The sequence below is a fragment of the Nocardia aobensis NBRC 100429 genome (genome assembly GCF_000308375.1).
Taxonomy (GTDB): Bacteria; Actinomycetota; Actinomycetes; order Mycobacteriales; family Mycobacteriaceae; genus Nocardia; species Nocardia aobensis.
Map to the genome: position 1 here is coordinate 16,874 of NZ_BAFQ01000124.1, position 21,957 is coordinate 38,830.

Consider the following 21,957-nt stretch of genomic DNA (forward strand, 5'->3'; position numbering starts at 1 on the left):
GCCGCCTCACAACCTTGACTATGGTCCCGGTTCGGCCGACATTGGGGTGGTGCGTGCGCGTGCCGAGGAACTCGATGCGGCGCCGACCGAGGGATTCGACCGGGTCGGAGCGGTCGAGATGACATTGAGCCGGTTCGGCGCCGGCGACATCCACGGCTCCATCGACGAGATCGCCTATGCCGCCGCCGACCTCGGCGGCGAATATTTCTACGTCACCGACTCCCTGGGACCGCAGGTCACCGCCGTGGTCTATCGCCGTAGTCGCCGGCGCCGCAGGTGGTTCCGCGGCCGGAACTGACCCGCCGATACTTCGGCCCCGACCGAAGGGTTGCGCACCCACACTGCGGATATGACTTCGACTGCACAGGTGCGCAACCCGGCCGTCATCCTCACGGTGATGTGCGCCGGGATGTTTCTGGTGTTGCTGGACGTGACCGTCGTGAATGTGGCTCTGCCTGCGATCGGGCGTGGTCTGCACACGGACGTCGCCTCGCTGCAATGGGTGGTGGACGGATATGTGATCGCGATCGCGGGACTGCTGCTGGCGGCGGGGACCGCCGGCGACCGGATCGGTCATCGCCGCATGCTGCTGGCAGGATTCGCGGTCTTCGGGCTGGCGTCGCTGGCGTGTGCACTGGCTCCGGCGATCGGGGTGCTGATCGCGGCGCGGGTCGTCCAAGGCGTGGGCGGGGCGCTGCTGTTGCCCAGCACGATGGCCGTCATCGTGGACGTCTTCCCGGATCGAGCCCGACAGGCGAAGGCGTTGGGCACGTGGGCGGCGGTCTCGTCGCTGGCGCTGCCGGCGGGGCCGCTGCTCGGCGGAATACTCGTGGACCGCTTCGGATGGCGGCCGGTGTTCTGGATCGCGGTGCCGCTGACGATCGTGGCGACCGTCGCGGCGCGGGCCGTGGTACCGGCCGCACCAGCACGGCGTGGCGGTCGTATCGATGTGCCGGGGCCGGTCGGGTTCGTCCTCGGCCTGAGCGCGCTGGTGTTCGCCATCATTTCCGCGGGCCACCACGCGGGGACCGCGGTCGTCGGCACCGCGGCGGCGGTGGCGGTGGGCGCTCTGGCCGGCGCGTACGGCGCGGCGCGGCGCAGCACGCATCCGTTCCTGCCGGTGGACCTGTTGCGGCACAAGGAATTTCTCGCTCCCAATGTCGTCGCCCTGATGATGAACCTGATCTTCAACGGCATCCTGTTCATCGGCATGCTGTATCTGCAGGGCACGCTGGGGCGCTCCCCCGTCGCCGCCGGCGTCAGCGTGCTCCCGCTGGCCCTGCCGCTGGTACTGCTGGCACCGGCATCGGGACGGTTGACCGCCCGGTACGGTCCGCGCCCGGCGATCGCGATCGGCTGCGCGCTCGCGGCCTGCGGTTCGGCGATGCTGCTGACACTCGACGGCCACGGTGGAAGCGGCGGGCTCCTGCTGAGTTTCTCCGTGCTCGGCTGCGGGTCCGGCCTCATCACGACATCGGTGGTCGCGGCGACTGTACGCGCCACACCGGCGGACCGGTCCGGACTGGCGACGGGTGTGTCCAATACCGCCCGACAGGTCGGAACCGCTTGCGGGGTCGCGATATTCGGTGCGGTGGCCGGATCGCCCACCGGGCCGGGCTTCGTCGGCGCCATCCACGCCCTGGCTATCGGATCGGCACTCGCGTGGGCGGTGGCGCTGCTGATCACCGTGTTCGCCATCGAAGCCGGCGGGCCGCGAACGGCTGAAGCGGATCGCAACAGCCGCCTCATCGAACCGGCCCGCCGCTGATATCCGGTCACCACATCGGCGGACACGCCCGCGCGCGAGCGCCCGGAACCCGCACGAGGGCATAGGCTTTCGAATGGACGTGCGAGACAGCGAAAGGCATGTGGTGACGACCAACCGGATCGAGGAGATACAGGCCGGACTGCTCGACGACCTGCGCGACGGCATCTCCTTCACCTCCGAACAGATGGCCGACACGCTGGCGGACATGGTCGCGGCGCAGGCCGAGGAACGACCCCGTGACGGCGAACTGCTCACCCGCCGCCTCGGGCTCGACGGCGCGCGACCGGAGACCTTGACGCTGCTGGGCGCCCGCTTCGAACTCTCCCGCGACCGGGTGCGCCAGCTCTACACGCGGGCGGCGGGGCAGCTACTGCGTCGAGTACAGGCCACCGGCTACCCCGACCCCGCCGTGTTCGCCGGACAGTATCCGGTCGGCTGGGGCGATCAGCGGCTGACGCGCACGCTGCTCATCGAAACCTACGTCGGAGATTGCGATATCGCCGCTCAGGATCTCGCGTATCTGAAGCTGCGGCTGGCCGGACATTCACTGATCGACGCCAAACGGGTCGCGGGTTTCGTCTATCAGCGCATCGCGGGATGGCAGCAGCGCGGCCGCTGGCATCTCGATCGCCCCCGAGCGGCCGAACCCGCTGCCGGGCAACTGCTTCCGCTGCTGCGGCGGGTGGAATGGCCGAGTGGCGATCCCGACGATCTGCCCGAGCTGCCCATCACGACGGTCGACGCCGACGACGACGCCCGCGGCCACATGTTCGCCGAGAAGCTGGGCCGCGAAACCACATTCGACACCGCGCTGCAGGCCCGGCTGCTGCGCATGCTCGACGACGGCGAACAGGTCGACAGCTACACCGAGCGGCCCGTGGCCGTCGACTTCGCCGTCGACGAAGTCGCGGACTCCTACTGCCCCACCGTCGGCGCGCGACTGACCGACGGACGGGTGCTGCTGATCGATGTGGTCGCGTTGGGGCAGTTGGGTTTACACGCCAACCGGGTGCGGCTCGCGGCGGCCCGTGCGCAAGCGCACGCCCGCGGCTGGGGTTGGCTGGTGTTCACCGGCAGCCGGCTCGGGGAGCCGGATCTGTTGCGGCACACCGTGTCCGCTCGCTCGGAGAACATCCTCCGCAACCGGATCGCCACCGGCGCCGTGCACTGGGCCGAGTTCCGCGGCCTGGCCGACGAGACCGGCCTGGAACCGGTGGACCTGATCGCGCTCGTCCTGCGCCACGACTGGCGCTGGGATCGCGCCCCGTTCCGGCTGAGCGCGACCTGACCAGCCCTACTTCAACATGAATCCCGCAACGATGAACGTCACGATCACCAGCATCGCGAAACAGGTCATCAGCTGCCAGTGCAGCACCGCCTCGCGCTGACGCGCGATCCGCACCCGCAGGCCGGCCTCCAGCCGGTCGCGATCCGACAGCCGGCGTTTGACCGCATCCAACTCCCCGGCGACGATTTCGGCGCGTTCGAGCCGGTGCATCATCTTGTGCATCTGTTTGGCCTTGTCGCGAGTCGCCCTGCGCGCCAGGGCCAATTCGGTGCGCTGGTCGAGCAGTTCCTGCCGCTGCTGCGCGATCATCATCGCCTGTGCGTGGGTGTGGGCCTCCCAATCGCTCACCGTCGCCCACCCTCTCGTGTCCTCGTCCAGATACCCGCAGGCCAACGTGCCCGCGACCCAACCATCGATGAATTCCCTTATTCCCCACGGGGTTTGCCTGGGGCTGAGGATACCGTCGGAATCGACGACCAGCCCACCCGACAATGCCCGGTACTCACAGCCGGCGGCGGCGAAATCGTCCACGCCCAGCGCCGGTATCTGCCCGATCCAGTATCCGGTCGGGCACAACCACAACACCTCGTCGCAGCCCACCGCCTTCAACCTGGCCGTGCGTTTTCGCGCGTCCTCGATCGAGACCGGCGCGCTGCGCACCTCGATAGCGCACAACCGGTTCCCACGCCGCCACAGCAGACCCGGTATCTGCGCACCCAGCGGTTTGTCCACCTCGGCATCGTCGGCGCCCGCCGCCAGCAGCCTGCCGCGCAACCAGTACTTGAGCCGCTGCACATCCCAGTGACAATCGCCACATCCGGGTTCGCGACACCGGTCACCCGCCTGATGTCCGCGCGGATTCGGCTCCACCACAGGCAGTTTCACCGGCTCCAGGGGAGCCAGCGTCGTCGTCTGCTGCCTCGTGTCGGCCCGTTCTGTCGTACTCACGCGACCACTCCCCTACCCGTGCACCAGCGGCCCGTGCGGTCCGCTGTATCCAGAGTGCCGCACCGGCCAGGGGGCTACACGTCCCCGTGACCGGTTTCGTTATCCAACCGGGAGCCCGACGTGATCATCGAGTCCGGTGAACTGCGGAATCGCCCGCCCTCGGACAGCGGCGTAATCGCGACGTTGCGAAGCCGGAACGTCCGTCGGCAGCCCCGGGGCCCGGGCGCTCCGCTACCGCCTCCGGGCACTCACCCATTAGGCTGCGCAGATGTTCGACCGCGGATACATTCCTGTATCGACCACGCTGCGGACCGCCCGCACCGCCAATTCGGTGGCATTCGCGCTCCAGGGCTTCTTCCTCGCGGTCGTTCTCACCGAACTGCCGCAACAGCGGGATCGGCTCGGGCTCACCGACACCGTCATCCTGGTCGCGGTCGTGATGATCTCCGGCCTGGCCGCCGGCGGCAGCCTGCTCGCCGAGCGGGTGGCGGTGCGCTGGTCGAGCCGGGTGGCGCTGCGGGCCGGGCTGACGCTGATAGCGGTGAGCGGGCTCGCGATCGCGGTCGCCCCGAATCTCGTGGTCGATCTGATCGCCCTCGGCTGCTACGGGGTCGCCGTGGGCATGGTCGACGCGGGCACGAATATGCAGGCGGTCTTCATCCAGCACGGGTACGGGCGATTCGTGCTGTCGTCGTTCTACGCCGCGTGGAGTGCCGGGTCGATTCTGGGCGCCCTGTTCGTCTCCGGCTGCCAGAAGGTGGGAATCACGCTGCCCTACGCGGTCACCGTCGCCGCCGCGGTGGTCGCGGTGGCGAGTCTGGTGTTCGGGCCGCGACTGCTCGGCGCCGCCCAGGCCGAGGCCCAGCCCACCGATTCGGGCCGTACCCCCGAACCCGTTGCGGCCGTTGCCCTGCGGGCCTACCTCGCCCTCGGAATCGCGATGGCGCTGGTGTTCGCGATCGACCTGGCCGTGGGCAACTGGTCGGCGCTCTACCTCACCGACGATCTGCTGTCCTCGTCGGCGACGGCGGCCCTGGCACTGGCCGCCTATCAGGGTGCCTCGCTGTTCACCCGGCTCAGCGGCGACTGGTGGGTGCGCCGCTACGGCGCACGGGCGGTGGTGCGGGTGGCCGCGGGTATCGGCGTGCTCGGACTGACGCTCGTGGTGGCCGCGCCGGGACCGGCCACGGCACTGGTCGGATTTCTCGTCGCGGGCCTCGGCCTGCCCGTGATCGCGCCACTGTGCTTCAGCGAGGCCGGGCGACTCACGGAAGGCCACGGACTGGACGCGGTGATCGCCCGGCTCAATCTGTTCAACTACGCGGGCACATTGATCGGCGGCGGCGTGGTGGGTGCGGTCGCCGCCGCGTCGAGCCTGCGGATCGGGTTCGTGATCCCGCTGCTGTTCGCGCTGGTCCTCATCGCCACCGCGCGCTTCTTCCGGCCGCGTCCGGCGCCCGGCGACCTGTCGGCGACGCGCACCGGACATGTTGTACTGGACCCATGACCGAGCAGGAAGTCGTCGTCGACCGCGCCGGACTCTGGGACGCCGAGGAATTGAGCGATGTCGCCACCGCGACGTTTCCCCTGGCCTGCCCGCCGGAGCTGACCGAGGAGAGCATCGACACCTTCATCGCCGAGGTGCTGTCCGGCGAGCGCTTCGGCGAGTATCTGAGCGATCCGCAGCGGATCGTGCTCAAGGCCGTCCTCGGCGGCGACATCGTGGGCTACACCATGCTGATCTCCGGTGAACCGGTCGATTCCGCCGTCGCCACCCTGATCGAAGCACGCCCCGCGCTCGAGATCAGCAAGATGTACGTGATGCCCGGACACCACGGCGGTGGCGTCTCGACCGCCCTGATGAACGCGGCGGTGGATTACGCCCGCCGCGGCGGATATCCGGTGATCTGGCTGGGTGTGAATCAACGCAACGAGCGTGCTCAGCGCTTCTACGCCAAGCACGGTTTCCAGCGAATCGGCACCAAGACCTTCACCGTCGGCGACCAGGTGTGCCACGACTTCGTGATGCAGCGGAAGTTGTGAATCCGGCTGTCCCGCAACCGGATTCCACCCGCGTGCCGAAATCTCCGGTCAGGACAGCAGTTTCGCCTTCAAGGTCGCGATATCGCCGTCGGTCAGCTTCAATCCGTCGTGCACGTAGTTGTCGAAACTGCCGTAGCTGCGATCCACCTGATCGAAGGCGGAATCCAGCGCCGACTGCACGACCCCGTTGATCGTGTCGCCGTCGGCGGCGTCACGGTAGTAGTTCGACAGCAGGAAGTCGTAGTTCACCGTGCCGCGGTCCACGCCGAGGATGGTCAGCAGCACGGCCGCGGTCCAGCCGGTGCGATCCTTACCGGCCGAGCAGTGGAACAGCACCGACCCGTCGCTGCCGGCGATGTCGTGCAGGACTCCGGCGAACGCCTCGCTCGCACCGGGAGCCGTGATGAACGCGCGGTACAGGTCGCTGCCGGCGCTCAGCGTCGACGCCATGACCTGCGGCGGCGCCTGGCCGATCACATCGCGGATGTTCAGCGTCGCCCCCACCGGCACCCGGTCCGGCCCCAGCGCGCGCTCGTAGCTCGTGCGCAGATCGTCGACGACCCGCAGCCCGCGCGCGGACAGCGCGGCGGAATCCGCGTCGGACAGTTTGCTCAGGTCGGCGGTACGGAACACCAGGCCGGTCCGGACGACGTGGCCGTCGGTGGTGCGGTATCCGCCGATATCGCGGGCGTTCTGCACACGCGCCAGATGCAGTGACCGATCCTCGGTGTTCACCGAGACCGGCGAGGGGGCCGCGGGCGGGTCGGCGGCGACCGCGACACCCAGCGCCGGACCGGTCGCGATCAGGGCACCGGCGGCGACGGTGGCGGCGAGGCGAATCGAACGATGGGCCATGTCAGCTCCGTTCAGAGGGAAACTGGACAGTCGTCCATGATGGCTTCGCCTCCCGACAGTACGCCGTACGAACCGGACTCAGCTCGCCGGGACCTCGAATCGCGACAGCGCCAGCAGGCGCGAGATCGCGCGCAGGTACTTCTTGCGGTAGCCGCCGCCGAGCATCTCCTCGGAGAAGATCTTGTCCAGCGGCGCGCCCGACACGGTGACCGGCGTGCCGGCGTCGTAGAGCCGGTCGGCCAGCACCACCATTCGCAGCGCCACCGCCTGATCGGTGATGGTGTGCACCGCCGAGATGTAGACCGACGACACCCCGGCGATCAGCGAACCGTACTTCGACGGATGCAGCGTGCTCAGGTGAGCGAGCAGCGCGTCGAAGTCGTCGAGCGTGGAATCCGGTGTGGCCGCGGCCTTTTCGGACAGCAGCCCCGGATCGGTCGGCTCCGGCGCGGGCGGCAGATCCCGGTGGCGGTAGTCGGGACCGTCGACGCGGACGGCATCGAACAGCGAACCCAGCTTGCGGATCTCGCGCAGGAAGTCCTGCGCGGCGAACCGGCCCTCGCCCAGCTGATCGGGCAGCGTGTTCGACGTCGCCGCCACCGACACGCCACGCGCGGTCAATTCGGTGAGCAGTCGCGACACGAGCATGGTGTCGCCCGGATCGTCGAGTTCGAATTCGTCGATGCACAGCACGCTGTTGCCGCCCAGGCGTTCCACCGCGTTCGTGAAGCCCAGCGCGCCGACCAGATTGGTCACCTCGCCGAAGGTGCCGAACGATTTCGGACCGGGCGAGGCATGGAAGATCGAGGCCAGCAGGTGCGTCTTGCCGACACCGAATCCGCCGTCGAGATACAGCCCGGCGCCGTCGACCTGCTTCTTCTTCCCGAACAGGGATTTCTTACCGACGGCGGCGTGGATCTTGCCGACCCGCGCGGCGAATTCCTCGGCCGCTCGCACGGCCGCGGCCTGGGTCGGCTCCTTGGGGTCGGGGATGTAGGAGGCAAAACTCACCTCGTCGAAGGTGGGCGGGGGCACCATCTGGGCGATGAGTTGATCGGCCGGAACCTCCGGATGACGATCGACGAGGCGTTGTTGCACGCTCGTAGCGTACTGACGTGGTGTGATCGGACCTTATGCAGCGTGTCCCCGATGCGATCCAGTTCACAGCACTGACCACCGACGGTGCCGGCGAGATCACCGACCTGGTTCAGCTCTACACCTATCCGACGGCCCTGGAGCGGCCGTGGATCCGGGTCAACTTCATCGCCAGCCTCGACGGCGCGGTCACGGTCGACGACCGCTCCGGCGCCCTGGGCCGGCCCGCCGACGCCACCGTCTTCGCCATCCTGCGCGATCTGGCCGACGTGATCCTCGTCGGCGCCGGAACGGCGCGCGTGGAGAACTACGGCGGTGCGCGCACCGACTCCCGGCGCCGCATGCGCCTGCATCACCACGGGCTGGGCGGGGCGCGCGACGGTGCGCCGCCGCCGATCGCGGTCGTGACCGCCAGCGCGGCGCTGGACCCGGCGAGCCGGCTGTTCACCGACACCCAGCGCCCGCCGATGATCCTCACCACCGCCGCGGCCGACGGCGAACGCAAACGCCTGCTCGCCGAGACCGGCGCGGAGGTGATCGAGGCCGGGCAGAGCACCGTCACCGCCGCCGACATCCGCCGCGTGCTGGGCGAACGCGGACTGCTGCGGGTGCTGTGCGAGGGCGGGCCGTCGCTGTTCGGCGAACTGATCGGCGCGAGCGCGGTCGACGAGTTGTGCCTGACCGTCTCGCCGCTGCTGGTCGGCGGTACGGCGGGCCGAATCGCGGTGTCGCCCAATGCCTTGCCGACCGCGATGAGCCTGCGCCACGCGCTGATCGACGACGACGGCACGGTGCTGACGCGGTGGGAGCGCAGCCGCACCCAAGGCTGAAACGGCGCACCGGACCTGGCAGGCTGTAGCGCATGCGTTGGACTCGCGCCGCTCTGCTGGCATCGTCGCTGACGGTTCTGCTGACCACCGCCTGTGGTGCCGGGCCGTCGCAGCGGCCGGGCGTGGCGGTGGAACAACCGCACGGCGGCTCGGGTCCGGCCACCAGCACCAGCGCCGCGCCGGCGCCGCCACCGCAGGCCCAGGCCCCCAAAACCGATCTCGCCTGGCACGATTGCGCGGCACCCACCTTCGCGCTGCTGGGGACCGGGGCGGCCCCGGCCGGGGTGAGTTTCGATTGTGCGGAGTTCTCGGCGCCGATCGATTCCGGTGGCACCGTCCTGGGCACCTTCCGGATCGCCGCGGTCCGCGCGCGCACGCCGCAGACGCCCGCCGACGCGGCCCCGCTCGTGGTGACCTCCGGCGGTGACCGTTCCTCCACCGCGACCGTCGCGGGCCTGGTGTCCGGACCGGGTGCGGCGATTCTGGCGAACCGGCCGGTGGTCGGGGTGGACCGGCGCGGTACCGGCAGCTCCCAGCCCATCGACTGCCTGCCCGACGACACCCGGCAGGGACTGGCCGACAACGCCCAGTTCGCGCCCGGCGGCGGCGATCGGGTGGACGCGGTGGCGACACTGAGCCAGAACGCCACCATCGCCTGCCAGGACTTCCTGCAGCCCTATCAGGGCACCTTCGACGCCCCGCACGCCGCCGACGACATCGAACAGCTGCGCAAGCAGTGGCAGGTCGACCACATCGATCTGCTGGGCACCGGAAACGGGGCGCGGGTGGCGCTGAGCTATGCCGCCAAATTCGGCGACCGGCTGGCCCGGCTGGTGCTCGATTCGCCAGAACCGGCGAACACCGACGCGGTGACCCGGACCGAACAGCAGGTCAAGGGCGCGGAGGCGGCGCTGACCGGATTCGCCCGCCGCTGCGCCGATCTCGGATGCGCACTGGGCCCGGATCCGCGCGCCGCGATCACCGATCTGATCAACCGGGCGGGAGCGGGACAGCTCGGCACACTCTCGGCCTCGGCGCTGACCACCACGATCACCGCGTTCCTCGGCGATCCGCGCGCGGATCAGGCCGCACACACCACCGAACTCGCCGATGCGCTGTCGGCGGCCGGACGCGGCGATCAGGGGGCTTTGCAGACTCTGGTCACAAGGGAGGCGGCGGCGGTGGGAGCCGACGGGCAGTTCGTCTCCCGGTGCAGCGATGACCAGCAGCCCGCCACCCCCGACCGTGCCAAGCAGCTCGAAATCGACTGGGCTGCCAAATATCCCGCCTTCGGTAAGACGGCGGCGACCGGACTGATGGAATGTTCGGCGTGGCCGGTGGCGCAGGCGCCGCGACTGCCGGACAAGTTCACCCTGCCGGTGCTGGTGTTGGGCACGACCGCCGATCCCGTCGTCGGCGGCGACGGGCGATCCTCGATCACCGGCGCGCTGGGCGCCGCCGGTGCGCGCACCTCCACCGTGCAGTGGCAGGGCTGGGGGCATCCGGTGTTCACCCATTCGGGCTGCGCACAGCAGAACATCATCGGCTACCTGAACGACGGCACGCTGCCCGCCGACGGCACCGCCTGCCCGGCCTGAGGTGATCGTGCGGGTGCGCACGAAGTGGCGCGGCACACACCCGGCAAAAGCGGTCCCCGGCGCGCCCGACGGCGGGTCCGCGCAACCGTCGCCCAGGTTTCCGGTGTACCGTGCCCCAGTGTTCCTTCGTCAGCTCGAGCCGCGCACCGCTCGCACCACCGCCGAAGTGTTCAACTTCGCTTTGTGGCCGTTTGCGATCCTCACAGTGCTGCATCAGGTCATCGTCAAAGGGACCAACTTCTCCATCACCGACGATTTCGCGCCCGTCTACAAGGCATCGCTGGCCTTCCTCAACGGACGCGCCATCTACGGCGAGAACTTCGACCTGGTCGACCCGCACTACCTGTACCCGCCCAGCGGCACCCTGCTGATCGCGCCGCTGGCGCTGATCGACCCGGAGAAATCGCGCTGGTGCTTCATCGCGCTCAACGCGGTGGCGATCATCCTGGCCTGGTATCTGCTGCTGCGGCTGTTCAAGTACTCGACGAAATCGGTGGCCGCGCCGCTGCTGCTGTTACTGATGTTCGCCTCCGAAACCGTCATCAACACACTGGGTTTCGGCAATGTCAACGGCTGCCTGCTACTGGCCGAGGTGCTGTTCATCTACCTGCTGCTGCAGCGGCGCGATCTGCTGGCCGGACTGGTCATGGGACTCACGATCGCGGTCAAACCGACGCTGGCGCCGATGCTGCTGATACCGCTGGCGCGTCGCCAGTGGCAGGTCTTCATCACCGCGATCGGCGTGCCGGTGGTGCTGATGGCGGTCGCATGGCCGCTGACCAAGGATCCGATGGACTTCGTCCACCGCACGCTGCCGTATCTGCTCAAATCGCGCGACTACTTCAACAGCGCGATCGTGGGCAACGCCGAGTACTACGGCCTGCCGATGTGGCTCACCTGGGGTATGCGCATCGTGCTGGGTGTGCTGGTGCTGGTCTCGCTGTGGCTGCTGTACCGGTACTGCCGCGACGACGAGCTGTTCTTCGTCTGCACCACCGCCGGCATCATCCTCATCGCCTCCTGGCTGCTGTCGGGTCTGGGACAGCAGTACTACTCGATGATGCTGTTCCCGTTCCTGATGACCGTGGTGCTGCGTAATTCGGTGTTGCGCAACTGGCCTGCCTGGCTGGCGATCTTCGGGTTCATGACCTACGACAAATGGCTGCTGGACCACTGGCAGAGCACCGGGCGGGCGCTCGAGTACCTGCGGGTCACCTTCGGCTGGGCGCTGCTGCTGATCGTGACGTTCTGTGTCCTCGGCGACCGGTACCTGGCGGCACGGCGCGAGGGCCGGCTGGATTCCGGCATCGAGCCGGCGTTCCTGCTGCCGGAGGCAACCACGACGCCCGCCGCTCCTGCCGAGCCGGCGCCGCGCATCGAGCGTCACGAACCGGTGCCCGACGACGAGACGCTGGATCCGACTGCGCAATCCGAGGCCGGCGCACTGCGCTGACCTGCGATGATCCTGCGCGGCCCGGTAGTGGTCGGGCGGCGCCACTAGACTCGCGTCATGAGCTCACAGGATGGTTCGCCCGCGACCTCATCGCTTCCGGCACCCAAGATCGAGCTGAGTCCGCAGCAGTGGCGGACGCGGCTGACCCCGCAGGAGTACGCGGTGCTGCGCGAAGCGGGCACCGAACGCGCCTTCACCGGTGAATACACCGACACCGAAACCACCGGCGTCTACACCTGCCGGGCCTGCGGCGCCGAATTGTTCCGCAGCACCGAGAAGTTCCATTCGCACTGCGGGTGGCCGTCGTTCTTCGATCCGGCCGATTCCGATGCGGTGATCCTGCGGGCCGACGACTCGCTGGGGATGCGCCGGGTCGAGGTGCTGTGCGCCAACTGCCACAGCCATCTCGGGCACGTCTTCGAGGGCGAGGGTTATCCGACCCCGACCGACAAGCGGTACTGCATCAACTCGATCGCGCTGCGCCTGCACCCCTCGGACGACGCGGCGGGCTGATCGCGACACGGCGCGGGTTCGAGCGCACTGGAGTTCGACCCCGCCGCCCGAGTGCCGGATGCGATCCGCCGGCCGCTGCGGATCGCGCGCCGAGCAGGCGCGCGACCGAGCTGACGGGAAGACCTTACGGGCCCGGCCGCATTCCGGCACGCCCCGAATTCCGGGGGCACCGGCGGACTCGCGGCTCAGGGCAGGGCGTTGACCAGCTGTTCGACGTCCACGCGCGGGCCGCTGAAGAACGGAATCTCCTCGCGCACATGGTTGCGGGCGTCGGTGGCACGCAGATCGCGCATCAAGTCGACGATGCGGTGCAGCTCCGGCGCCTCGAAGGCGAGGATCCACTCGTAGTCGCCGAGGGCGAACGAGGCCACCGTATTGGCCCGCACGTCCGGATAGGAGCGGGCCTGCTTGCCATGGTCGGCGAGCATGCGGCGACGCTCCTCGTCGGGCAGCAGGTACCAGTCGTAGGAGCGCACGAACGGGTAGACGCAGATGTAGTTGCCCGGTTCCTCACCGGCCAGGAAGGCCGGGATGTGGCTCTTGTTGAACTCCGCGGGGCGGTGCAGTGCGGCGTTGCTCCACACCGGCGTGCTGGCACGGCCCAGATCGGTGGTGCGGCGGAAGTCGGCGTAGGCGGCCTGCAGATCCTCGATCCGCTCGGCATGCCACCAGATCATGAAATCGGCGTCGGCGCGCAGGCCGGCCACGTCGTACAGGCCGCGGACCACGACGTCACGTTCCTCGAGCGAGTCGAAGAACTCCCGCGCCTGCTTGACCACGGTGTCGCGCTGATCGCCCAGCACTCCGGGTTTGACCTGGAACACCGAGAACATCAGATACCGGATGGTCGAATTGAGAGCTTGGTAATCGAGTCGCGCCATAGCCTCCATCGTGCCACTGGGCGCTGTGCGGCAGAACGGCCGCATCCCGTGTTCTGCGGCACGACAACGGTCGTGGGGTCCCCGGTCAGGTCGCACGGACCACCCCAGGGCCACCCCGCCGGACTCGTCGGCGACCGACCGACCGGCGAGCAGCGCTGGACCTCGCGCTCAAAGACTTGCGGTGTCGTCCGTTCGAGCCCCTGGAGTCTTCTGCGGGGGCCCGATCTTCCGTCGCCGGGCTCCGAGGTTGTGATCCGCCGCCGAGCAGAACCGGCCACCCGACAGCCCGTCCACAGGGTGCGGGCACGCCATCCTTCAGTGCGACAGAACGCGTTGCGCCGCAGCGGTTCCCGAGGCAGCGCAGGCAGGGACGCCGACGCCGTGCAGGTAGGCACCGGCGATCGCCAGGCCGGGCAGTGCCGCGACCGCCGTCTCCAGTTCCGCGATGCGAGTGGTGTGGCCTGGCGCGTACTGCGGTAGGCCGCCGCGCCAGCGCTGCACCAGGGCGGTTTCCGGGCGGATCGGCAGTCCGGTGACGGTGGACAGATCGGCCACCGCGGCCGCTACGAGATCCTCGTCCGACCAGTTCAGCGGGGTGTCGTCACCGAAGCGACCGAAGGACGCGCGCACCAGCGCCACATCACGCTCCGCAAGATGCGGCCATTTGCGGCTGGACAGCGTGAAGGCTTTGGCGCGCAACGGTTCTCCGGTGGCGACCAGGATCCCGGAATTGTCGGGCAGCGGGGTGTCGGCCGGCAGGCCCAGCGCCACTACCGCCGACGAGGACAGTTCGATGGTGGCGGCGACCCCGGCGGCGTCCGGAGCGACTTCGCGCAGCAAGGTCGCGGTGACAGGGGCCGGGGTGGCGAGGATCACCGCATCGGCCTCACCGACCGGATCGACCCGCCAGCCCGTGGCCGTACGCGTCAGACCGGTTGCGGCCGTGTCCATTTCGACCTTCGGCGCGGCGGCCTCGCGCAGGGTGTCCAGGAGTACCCGATATCCGTCGCGCAGGCCGCCGAAGACCGGGGCCGTGGACGGCGGCGGCAGGGCGGCGGCGACGGCGCGGGTGAGATTCGGGGCGCCGGCGTCGAGGGCGGCGGCCAGGGTCGGCAGCGCCGCTCGCACACCGATCGACTCCGCACGACCGGCATACACCCCGCCCAGCAGCGGATCGACACTGCGCCGGACCACCTGCGCGCCGAAGCGATCCCCCACCAGCTCGGCGACCGAGACGTCACCGCCGCGTTCCCAGCGCAGCGGCCGGGCAGGCTCGGTGGTGATGTGCTCCAGGGTGTCGGCGTCGACGAGGCCCGCCACGGCATCCGGCCCGGCGGGAATGCCCATCAGCGTGCCTTCCGGCAAGGGGTGGGCGGTGCCGCCGGACCAGATCAACGGACGCCGCCCGGCCGGGTGCACCAACTGGTCGGACAGTCCCAATTCCGCTAGCAGCGCCGGGATTTCGGGTCGGCGGCCCACGAACGCCTCCGCTCCCAGATCCACCGGCTCGCCTGCCAGCTCACCGGTGTGCAGAATGCCGCCGATCCGATCGCGTCGCTCCACCACCACCAGTTCGAGCTCCGAGCCGAGGGCCACCCGCAGCCGATACGCCGCGACGAGACCACTGATCCCGCCCCCGACCACCACGACCCGCATAGCCTGCTCCTCACTCGTCGAGCGCGTCGGCGCCGCACCGCGCCCGCGCCTCTGCAAGGTACCCGCCCGGAGACGAGCGCCCGGTCACCGCCTCATGCGGTACCGCGGCCGGCCACGTCTCGCGTCACCCGACGTCGGCAGCGGTTCACCACCGGCCGGCGCGGCCCGCCACGGTGGTACCGGACCTCGCCGAACCGATCTTGTTCGGTTACAGCGGCGTGGGCAGGTTGTGGATCAGCTCGACCGCCGCGGTGATCGCGCCGGGGTCGGTGTCGGGCAGCACGCCGTGGCCCAGGTTGAAGATGTGGCCGGTGGCACCGAGGGTGATCGCCTCGTCGGCCTCGTGGGCGATGCGGCGGATCTCCCGTTCGACGACCTCGCTGCCGGCGAACAGAACGGCCGGATCGAGATTGCCCTGCAACGCTTTTCCGGGTCCGACCCGGCGCGCCGCGGCGGTCAGCGGCACTCGCCAGTCGACGCCGACGACATCGGCTCCGGCCTCCCCCATCACGCCCAGCAGTTCACCGGTGCCGACTCCGAAATGGATGCGCGGCACACCGGCTTGCCCGATCTCGGCGAAGACCCGTTCCGAATGCGGCAGAACGAATTCCCGATACTGCGCCAGCGACAACGCGCCCGCCCACGAGTCGAACAATTGCACCGCGTCCACGCCGGCCGTGATCTGGGCGCGCAGGAATTCCACGGTGATATCGGTGAGCACACCGAGCAGCGCGTGCCAGGTCTGCGGATCGCCGAGCATGAGCGCCTTGGTCCGCTCGTGGTGGCGGCTCGGGCCGCCCTCCACCAGATAGGACGCGAGAGTGAAAGGGGCACCGGCGAATCCGATGAGCGGTGTCTCGCCGAGTTCATCGAGCAACAGGCGCACGCCGTCGGTGACCGCGCCGACCTCCTCGCGCCGCAGTCGCGGCAGCGCACGCACATCGTCGACCGAACGCACCGGATTCGCGATGACCGGGCCCACGCCGGGCACGATATCGAGATCGATGCCGGCCGCCTTGAGCGGAACGACGATGTCGGAGAACAGGATTGCCGCGTCCACACCGTGACGGCGGACCGGCTGCATGGTGATCTCGCACACCAGCTCGGGGTCGAAGCACGACTCCAGCATCCCGATGCCCGCGCGCAGTTCGCGGTACTCGGGCAGCGACCGGCCTGCCTGCCGCATGAACCAGACAGGACGGCGGCCGGGTCCGGCGCCGGTGGCGGCGGCGAGGAACGGCGCATCGGGCAAGCGGCGGCGGGTTGGTGTGCTCATCCCCGCTATCGTATGCCGCCGCCGAGCGCCTACCCGCGCGGCCGTCCCCGCCCGGTCACGGCGCCCGTAGCGGCGCGCCTCCGCGTGCCGGACACCGGAGAGGTCTACCGTTCACAGTCGTGACACCGCTCGACTTCCGCGACGGCGCCGCACCGACCCCGGGCCCTGACAGCGAACCAGCCCAGTTTCGCGCCGCGGTCGATGCGATGGGCACCGCATCCGTCCATCCTCGGATCGAGCTCGCACCGATCCGGCCCCCACAACGCCTGGCACCCTATTCGTACGCCATCGGAGCCGAGGTCAAACATCCCGACACCAATGTCATCCCGGTCGATTCCGACGACGACGCCTTCGGCCGCCTGATCCTGCTGCACGACCCGAACGGGCACGAGGCCTGGCACGGGGTCTTCCGGTTGGTGGCCTACATCCAGGCCGATATCGATGCCGCGCTGGCCGGCGATCCGCTGCTGCCCGAGGTGGCCTGGAGCTGGCTGGTCGACGCCCTGGAATCGCGCGGCGAGGAGTTCACGGCCCTGGGTGGCACGGTGACCTCGACGAGTTCGGTCCGCTACGGCGATATCGCCGGACCTCCGCGCGCCTATCAACTGGAGTTGCGTGCCTCGTGGACGGTCGGTTCGCCCCAGCTGGCCCCGCACGTCGAGGCGTTCTGTGAGGTGCTCGCCTACGCCGCGGGCCTGCCCCCGGCCGGTATCACCCATTTGCGGCCGCATCCGCAGATTGCCGACGACCAGTTCTGAGCGACACGTAGAGTTCGGGCTATGCCCGAAGCCGACGAGTCCGACACCCTCGCGAGGACATCACAGCCACCGCAGCAGCCCACGCAGCACGACGCGGACAGCGCGGTTCCTCTGCTCGCCCCGGCCGACGGCATCCCCCCGGTTCTCGATTCCGCCCGCGAGATCGCCGACGCGGCCGCCGCGCTGGCCGCCGGTTCCGGCCCGCTGGCCGTCGACGCCGAACGCGCCTCCGGATTCCGCTACTCCAACCGGGCCTATCTGATCCAGTTGCGCCGGCGCGGCAGCGGAACCTTCCTCATCGATCCGATTCCGGATCCGGCCGCGGTGGACGCGTTGGCGGCGGTGATCAACGACCTGGAATGGGTGCTGCATTCCGCCGACCAGGACCTGCCGTGTCTGGCCGAACTGGGGCTGCGACCGGCCCGGCTGTTCGACACCGAACTGGGTGGCCGGTTGGCCGGATTCGAGCGGGTCGGCTTGGCCGCCATGGTGGCGCGGTTGCTGGGCCGGGAACTGCGCAAGGGGCACGGCGCCGCCGACTGGTCGACCCGGCCGCTGCCGCAGGACTGGCTCAACTACGCGGCCCTGGACGTGGAACTGCTGGTCGAATTGCGCGACGAGGTCGCGGCCGTGCTGTCCGAACAGGGTAAAACCGACTGGGCCGCACAGGAATTCGACCATGTGCGCACCGCACGTCCCGCCCCGCCGAAGCCGGATCGCTGGCGGCGCACCTCGGGCATCCACACACTGCGGCGGGCGCGACAGCTCGCGACCGTGCGCGAATTGTGGACGGCCCGTGACGGTATCGCGCGCCATCGCGATGTGGCGCCGGCGCGGATCCTGCCGGATTCGGCGATCATCGCCGCGGCGCAGGCGGATCCGAAGACCGTTCCGCAGTTGCGCACGCTGCCGGTGTTCGGCGGACCGCGGCAGCGGCGATATTCGCGGGAATGGCTCAACGCGGTGGAACGTGCTCGCGCGCTACCGGATTCACAGTTGCCGCCGATGTCACAACCGTTCGACGGCCCGCCACCGGTCAATCGCTGGGAGCGCCGCGATCCGGTCGCGGCCGCCCGTCTGGCCGCTGCCCGGGCCGCGATGAACGGGCTGTCGGAACGACACGCGGTGCCGGTGGAGAATCTGCTGACCCCGGATCTGCTGCGCCGGCTCTGCTGGGACGGCCTGCCCGAATTCCGTACCGGCACAACGCCGTCGGACCCGGCGGCGGCGATCGGTAAATATCTCGAAGCCGGCGGCGCCCGGGCCTGGCAGCGTGAACTGGCGGTTCCCGAGCTGACCGCGGCGTTGTTCCCGGGCTCGGATCAGTCCTCGTAGACCGGGGTGCGCCGGTCGCGGCGGGCGCGGATGGCCTCGTCGAAGTTCTCGGTGGTCAGCCGCACATACAGTTGCGCCGTACCTTCGTGCTGCATATGTGATTCCAGGCTGCCGGCCTCCATCCCGCTCCACAGCATGCGCTTGGTGAGCTCGGTGCCCACCCGGCTGTAGCCGATGATGCGTTCGGCCAGTTCGTAACACGTGTCGAGGAGTTTGTCGGCGGCGACCGTGCGGGAGACCAGACCGATCCGCTCGGCCTCGGCGGCGTCGATATCGCGGCCCGACAGCATGATCTCAAAGGCCCGGGAGGCGCCGATCGCGCGCGGCAACAGATAACTGATGCCGAGTTCGGCCGAGGTCAGGCCGTTGTTGATGCCGGCGGCGCGGAAATAGGCCTGCTCCGACGCGATGCGGATATCGGTGGCCATGCTCAAGCAGAATCCACCGCCGATCGCGGCCCCGTTGATCGCCGCGATCACCGGCTGATGCATGCGCCGCAGCGTGGTCATCACGTTGTCGAGCAGGTCCATCGAACGCCGCGCCACGGTGGTGCGGGTGAGGCCCTCGATATTCGGCACCCGGCCGGCGCCTTGCAGATCGGCGCCGGAGCAGAAGCCGTGACCCGCTCCGGTGAGCACGACGACGCGGACGTCGTTGTCGGCGGCCACCGATTCGAGCGTTTCCCGCAGCGGGATCATCACATCGAACGCCATGGCGTTCATGCGTTCGGGCCGGTTCAGGGTGACCAGCGCGATCTGCGGGCGAGGCTTCTCGACGAGCACGAACGACATGCGGACTCCTACCGGCGACGAAAACTGTAACCGGTTTCAGAATCTACACCGCGCCACCGGTCAGCCACCGGGTAACGCGCTCGGCGATGTTCTCGGCCGTCAGGCCCAGCTCCTGATGGATCTGGGCACGCGAGCTGTGCTCGAGGAACTGCTGCGGCACGCCGAGTTCGCGGGTCGGCACGTCGAGTCCGGAATCACGCAGCCGTGCCGAGACGGTGCAGCCGATACCGCCGTGCAGGCCACCGTCCTCCACGGTGACCACCATGCGATAGTTCTCGGCCAGTTTGACGACGGTGTCGGAGACCGGCAGCACCCAGCGCGGGTCCACCACCGTCACCGAAATTCCTCGGTCCGCCAGCAGATCCGCCGCGGCGACCGCGGTGGCGCCGAGCGCCCCGACCGCCACGAGCAGGACGTCACCGCGCACCGCCTGCGCCGAGGACCCTTCCGGCCTCCGCAGCACGTCGACGCCGTCGAGCCGTTCCAGCGCCGAAACCTCCTCGACGACAGGGCCTTTCGGAAAACGCAGCGCGGTCGGCCCGTCGGCGACGGCCAGCGCCTCGGCCAGTTCCTCGCGCAGGGTCACCGCATCGCGCGGAGCGGCGACGCGAATACCGGGCACGATGCCCAGCACCGACAGATCCCACATGCCGTTGTGGCTGGCGCCGTCGTCACCGGTGATACCGGCGCGGTCGAGCACCAGTGTCACCGGCAGTTTCAGCAGCGCCACATCCATCAGCAGTTGATCGAAGGCGCGGTTGAGGAAGGTCGAATAGATCGCGACCACCGGATGCAGGCCGCCCAGCGCCAATCCGGCGGCGGAGGTCATCGCATGCTGTTCGGCGATACCCACATCGAACAATCGGTCGGGGAAGCGCTCACCGAACGGCGCCAGCCCCGTCGGACCCGACATGGCGGCGGTGAGGGCGACGATATCGTCGCGCTGTTCACCGTGCCGGATCAGTTCCTCGGAGAACACCGACGTCCACCCGACGGTCTTGCCGCCGGTCGGCTGTCCGGTCTCGGGGTCGATGGCGCCGATGGAATGCATCTGGTCGGCGACGTGGTCGACCGCGGGCTGATATCCGCGGCCCTTGAGCGTCACCGCGTGCACCACGACCGGACCGCCGAAATCCTTGGCGCGCCGCAACGCGGCCTCGAGCGCCACCGGATCGTGCCCGTCCACCGGGCCGACGTATTTGAGTCCCAGATCGCTGAACAGCTCCTGCGGAGCGACCGCGTCCTTGATGCCGGCCTTGAGCGCGTGCAGCATCGAATACGCCGAGCTGCCGACGCGCGGAATGCCCTGGACGAACCGTTTGGTGGCGTCGAGCGCCTGTTCGTAGGCCGGTTGCATGCGCAGCGCGGTCAGCCGGTCGGCCAACCCGCCGATGGTCGGCGAATACGAGCGGCCGTTGTCGTTCACCACGACGATCAGGGACCGATCCTGACCGGCGGCGATATTGTTCAACGCCTCCCAGCACATACCGCCGGTGAGCGCACCGTCACCGACGACGGCGACCACATGGCGATCCTGCCCGGTCAGCGCGAAGGCCTTGGCCAGACCGTCGGCATACGACAGCGAGGCCGAGGCGTGGGAGGACTCCACCCAGTCGTGCTCGCTCTCGGCGCGGCTCGGATATCCGGACAGCCCGCCGTGTTTGCGCAGCCGATCGAATCCGTCCTTGCGGCCGGTGAGGATCTTGTGCACGTAGGCCTGGTGCCCGGTGTCGAAGATGATCGGATCGGCCGGGGAGTCGAAGACCCGGTGCAGGGCGATGGTCAATTCCACCACCCCCAGGTTCGGACCCAGATGGCCGCCGGTGACCGCTACTTTGCGGACCAGGAACTCCCGAATCTCCTCGGCCAGTTCGCGCAGCTGCGGCACCGTCAGCCGGCGCAGGTCCTCGGGCGTATCGACCCGGGAAAGAACTCCCACCGTTCTCGCTCCCTCTCCGTGGCTCGTCTGTCTGGAACAGTCTACGGAGCCGCATCCGGGCCCGACGACGGGAACGACCGGCGAGCTGCGACATCCGATCTCGGTGTGAGGCTCGACATAGATCAACCGCATTACAGTGGGTGACTGCCCGTCCCGCCCGCAGGAAGGACGATATGACCGTCGAGCAGCAACGAGCCGACTCTTCGGCGCGGCAGCGACACGCCACCGTGACCACATTCGGTCACGGTGTGGCGACCGCGACGCCCGACCGGATGCAGGTATCGATCTCGATCGAGACGCGCGCCGAGGCGGTGGCCGTCGCCTACGGCCGGGCAGGCGAACGCACCGCCGCGGTCACCGGCGCACTGCGCGCCGACGGGGTGGCAACGAGCGATATCGCCACCACCGGCTTGTCCGTACGGACCGAGACGACCTGGACCGAGAACGAGGGCACGCGGATCACCGGTTACGTCGCGACCACGTCGCTGACGGTCAGCCTGCGCATCCCCGGCGCTCCCACCGCGTCTACAGCCGACCTCGGTACCACGGCCCGTCCCGATGCGACCGCACCGGCCGATCCCGCCGCCGTCATCGCCCGTGCCGTCGAGGCCGGGGGCGACGACGTGCGACTGGGCGGGTTGAACCTGGCTGTCGCCGACCGCGCCGACCTGCTGATCCGAGCCCGCGAGGCGGCATGGGACGACGCCCTCGACCGCGCCCGCCGCTACGCCGCACGCGCCGGCCGCAGCCTCGGATCTGTCCTCGAGATCACCGAAAACGCCGCGGGCACACCGGAACCCCGCGGCGACATCCGATTCGTGGCCGCTCGTTCGGCCGCCCCCGGCGCCCCGGTCCCCGTCGAATACGGCGAACACGAGGTCACAGCCGACCTGCGGGCCACCTGGCACTTGGCCTAGAGCAGCGACGTCG

20 protein-coding genes are annotated in these 21,957 nt (G+C 69.3%); 12 read left to right on the forward strand and 8 right to left on the reverse strand.

All coding sequences use genetic code 11. The features are described from left to right. Positions 1-49 precede the first annotated feature (49 nt). From RJ03_RS15730 to RJ03_RS15740, 3 genes are all read left to right on the forward strand, one after another. On the forward strand, positions 50-298 hold the full coding sequence (locus RJ03_RS15730) for a hypothetical protein (RefSeq protein WP_146161329.1): 249 nt from the start codon (positions 50-52) through the stop codon (positions 296-298). A gap of 51 nt (positions 299-349) precedes the next feature. Continuing rightward, positions 350-1,768: an MFS transporter gene (locus RJ03_RS15735; RefSeq protein ID WP_063820385.1), complete on the forward strand. Its 1,419-nt coding sequence runs from the start codon at positions 350-352 to the stop codon at positions 1,766-1,768. Positions 1,769-1,841: 73 nt separating this feature from the next. Continuing rightward, on the forward strand, positions 1,842-3,056 hold the full coding sequence (locus tag RJ03_RS15740) for a hypothetical protein (RefSeq protein ID WP_245552298.1): 1,215 nt from the start codon (positions 1,842-1,844) through the stop codon (positions 3,054-3,056). A gap of 6 nt (positions 3,057-3,062) precedes the next feature. On the opposite strand, the gene RJ03_RS15745 is transcribed toward RJ03_RS15740, so the two are convergent. Next, positions 3,063-4,004, reverse strand: coding sequence for a hypothetical protein (locus RJ03_RS15745; protein WP_157163433.1), 942 nt, complete (start codon positions 4,002-4,004; stop codon positions 3,063-3,065). Between the two features lie 268 nt (positions 4,005-4,272). Between RJ03_RS15745 and RJ03_RS15750 the strand changes: the two genes are divergently transcribed. Together RJ03_RS15750 and RJ03_RS15755 are read left to right on the forward strand one after the other, a co-directional pair. Then, entirely contained in the window at positions 4,273-5,511 is a 1,239-nt protein-coding gene (locus RJ03_RS15750) for an MFS transporter (protein ID WP_051024731.1), read from the forward strand. Further along, positions 5,508-6,047, forward strand: a complete 540-nt coding sequence (locus tag RJ03_RS15755) for a GNAT family N-acetyltransferase (RefSeq protein ID WP_036502983.1) — start codon at positions 5,508-5,510, stop codon at positions 6,045-6,047. The genes RJ03_RS15750 and RJ03_RS15755 overlap by 4 nt, the downstream gene beginning before the upstream one ends. Positions 6,048-6,095: 48 nt before the next feature. Here the strand turns inward: RJ03_RS15755 and RJ03_RS15760 are convergent, their stop codons facing one another. Together RJ03_RS15760 and zapE are read right to left on the reverse strand one after the other, a co-directional pair. Next, positions 6,096-6,902 carry a tyrosine-protein phosphatase gene (locus tag RJ03_RS15760; protein ID WP_036502984.1) on the reverse strand — a complete coding sequence of 269 codons (807 nt, stop codon included), beginning with the start codon at positions 6,900-6,902 and terminating at the stop codon, positions 6,096-6,098. A gap of 78 nt (positions 6,903-6,980) precedes the next feature. Further along, entirely contained in the window at positions 6,981-8,000 is a 1,020-nt protein-coding gene (zapE, locus tag RJ03_RS15765; RefSeq protein WP_036502985.1) for a cell division protein ZapE, read from the reverse strand. 35 nt (positions 8,001-8,035) lie between these two features. On the opposite strand from zapE, the gene RJ03_RS15770 reads away from it, so the two are divergent. From RJ03_RS15770 to msrB, 4 genes are all read left to right on the forward strand, one after another. Further along, positions 8,036-8,827 (forward strand): pyrimidine reductase family protein, encoded by a 792-nt coding sequence (locus RJ03_RS15770; protein WP_036502987.1) that lies wholly within the window; start codon positions 8,036-8,038, stop codon positions 8,825-8,827. Positions 8,828-8,859: 32 nt separating this feature from the next. Continuing rightward, a complete protein-coding gene (locus RJ03_RS15775; protein ID WP_036502990.1) occupies positions 8,860-10,425 on the forward strand; it encodes an alpha/beta hydrolase in 1,566 nt (521 codons plus the stop codon). A 118-nt stretch (positions 10,426-10,543) separates the two neighbouring features. Beyond that, positions 10,544-11,878 carry a glycosyltransferase family 87 protein gene (locus RJ03_RS15780; protein ID WP_051024732.1) on the forward strand — a complete coding sequence of 445 codons (1,335 nt, stop codon included), beginning with the start codon at positions 10,544-10,546 and terminating at the stop codon, positions 11,876-11,878. A gap of 57 nt (positions 11,879-11,935) precedes the next feature. After that, on the forward strand, positions 11,936-12,391 hold the full coding sequence (gene msrB / locus RJ03_RS15785) for a peptide-methionine (R)-S-oxide reductase MsrB (RefSeq protein ID WP_036502993.1): 456 nt from the start codon (positions 11,936-11,938) through the stop codon (positions 12,389-12,391). A gap of 185 nt (positions 12,392-12,576) precedes the next feature. Here the strand turns inward: msrB and hemQ are convergent, their stop codons facing one another. The 3 genes from hemQ to hemE all read right to left on the reverse strand — a co-directional run bounded on the left by hemQ (position 12,577) and on the right by hemE (position 16,204). Continuing rightward, positions 12,577-13,272, reverse strand: a complete 696-nt coding sequence (gene hemQ, locus RJ03_RS15790; protein ID WP_036502996.1) for a hydrogen peroxide-dependent heme synthase — start codon at positions 13,270-13,272, stop codon at positions 12,577-12,579. A gap of 315 nt (positions 13,273-13,587) precedes the next feature. Next, positions 13,588-14,928, reverse strand: a complete 1,341-nt coding sequence (locus tag RJ03_RS15795) for a protoporphyrinogen oxidase (RefSeq protein ID WP_036502999.1) — start codon at positions 14,926-14,928, stop codon at positions 13,588-13,590. Positions 14,929-15,136: 208 nt separating this feature from the next. After that, entirely contained in the window at positions 15,137-16,204 is a 1,068-nt protein-coding gene (gene hemE / locus RJ03_RS15800) for a uroporphyrinogen decarboxylase (RefSeq protein ID WP_051024733.1), read from the reverse strand. A 119-nt stretch (positions 16,205-16,323) separates the two neighbouring features. Between hemE and RJ03_RS15805 the strand changes: the two genes are divergently transcribed. Further along, entirely contained in the window at positions 16,324-16,962 is a 639-nt protein-coding gene (locus RJ03_RS15805) for a DUF3000 domain-containing protein (RefSeq protein WP_081879712.1), read from the forward strand. Positions 16,963-16,983: 21 nt separating this feature from the next. Beyond that, a complete protein-coding gene (locus RJ03_RS15810; protein ID WP_036503003.1) occupies positions 16,984-18,297 on the forward strand; it encodes an HRDC domain-containing protein in 1,314 nt (437 codons plus the stop codon). On the opposite strand, the gene RJ03_RS15815 is transcribed toward RJ03_RS15810, so the two are convergent. Further along, on the reverse strand, positions 18,285-19,088 hold the full coding sequence (locus RJ03_RS15815) for an enoyl-CoA hydratase (protein ID WP_036503004.1): 804 nt from the start codon (positions 19,086-19,088) through the stop codon (positions 18,285-18,287). The genes RJ03_RS15810 and RJ03_RS15815 overlap by 13 nt on opposite strands. A 43-nt stretch (positions 19,089-19,131) precedes the next feature. Further along, positions 19,132-21,027, reverse strand: coding sequence for a 1-deoxy-D-xylulose-5-phosphate synthase (dxs, locus tag RJ03_RS15820; protein WP_036503005.1), 1,896 nt, complete (start codon positions 21,025-21,027; stop codon positions 19,132-19,134). A gap of 173 nt (positions 21,028-21,200) precedes the next feature. On the opposite strand from dxs, the gene RJ03_RS15825 reads away from it, so the two are divergent. Then, positions 21,201-21,944 carry an SIMPL domain-containing protein gene (locus RJ03_RS15825; RefSeq protein ID WP_051024734.1) on the forward strand — a complete coding sequence of 248 codons (744 nt, stop codon included), beginning with the start codon at positions 21,201-21,203 and terminating at the stop codon, positions 21,942-21,944. Positions 21,945-21,957: the final 13 nt, after the last annotated feature.

Coding starts and splice junctions, on each gene's coding strand:
- RJ03_RS15740 (WP_245552298.1), top strand. CDS start 1,842: ATGGACGTGCGAGACAGCGAAAGGCATGTGGTGACGACCAACCGGATC.
- RJ03_RS15815 (WP_036503004.1), bottom strand. CDS start 19,088: ATGTCGTTCGTGCTCGTCGAGAAGCCTCGCCCGCAGATCGCGCTGGTC.
- hemQ (WP_036502996.1), bottom strand. CDS start 13,272: ATGGCGCGACTCGATTACCAAGCTCTCAATTCGACCATCCGGTATCTG.
- RJ03_RS15825 (WP_051024734.1), top strand. CDS start 21,201: ATGACCGTCGAGCAGCAACGAGCCGACTCTTCGGCGCGGCAGCGACAC.
- RJ03_RS15795 (WP_036502999.1), bottom strand. CDS start 14,928: ATGCGGGTCGTGGTGGTCGGGGGCGGGATCAGTGGTCTCGTCGCGGCG.
- msrB (WP_036502993.1), top strand. CDS start 11,936: ATGAGCTCACAGGATGGTTCGCCCGCGACCTCATCGCTTCCGGCACCC.
- hemE (WP_051024733.1), bottom strand. CDS start 16,204: ATGAGCACACCAACCCGCCGCCGCTTGCCCGATGCGCCGTTCCTCGCC.
- RJ03_RS15735 (WP_063820385.1), top strand. CDS start 350: ATGACTTCGACTGCACAGGTGCGCAACCCGGCCGTCATCCTCACGGTG.
- RJ03_RS15810 (WP_036503003.1), top strand. CDS start 16,984: ATGCCCGAAGCCGACGAGTCCGACACCCTCGCGAGGACATCACAGCCA.
- RJ03_RS15750 (WP_051024731.1), top strand. CDS start 4,273: ATGTTCGACCGCGGATACATTCCTGTATCGACCACGCTGCGGACCGCC.
- RJ03_RS15760 (WP_036502984.1), bottom strand. CDS start 6,902: ATGGCCCATCGTTCGATTCGCCTCGCCGCCACCGTCGCCGCCGGTGCC.
- RJ03_RS15775 (WP_036502990.1), top strand. CDS start 8,860: ATGCGTTGGACTCGCGCCGCTCTGCTGGCATCGTCGCTGACGGTTCTG.
- RJ03_RS15755 (WP_036502983.1), top strand. CDS start 5,508: ATGACCGAGCAGGAAGTCGTCGTCGACCGCGCCGGACTCTGGGACGCC.
- RJ03_RS15770 (WP_036502987.1), top strand. CDS start 8,036: ATGCAGCGTGTCCCCGATGCGATCCAGTTCACAGCACTGACCACCGAC.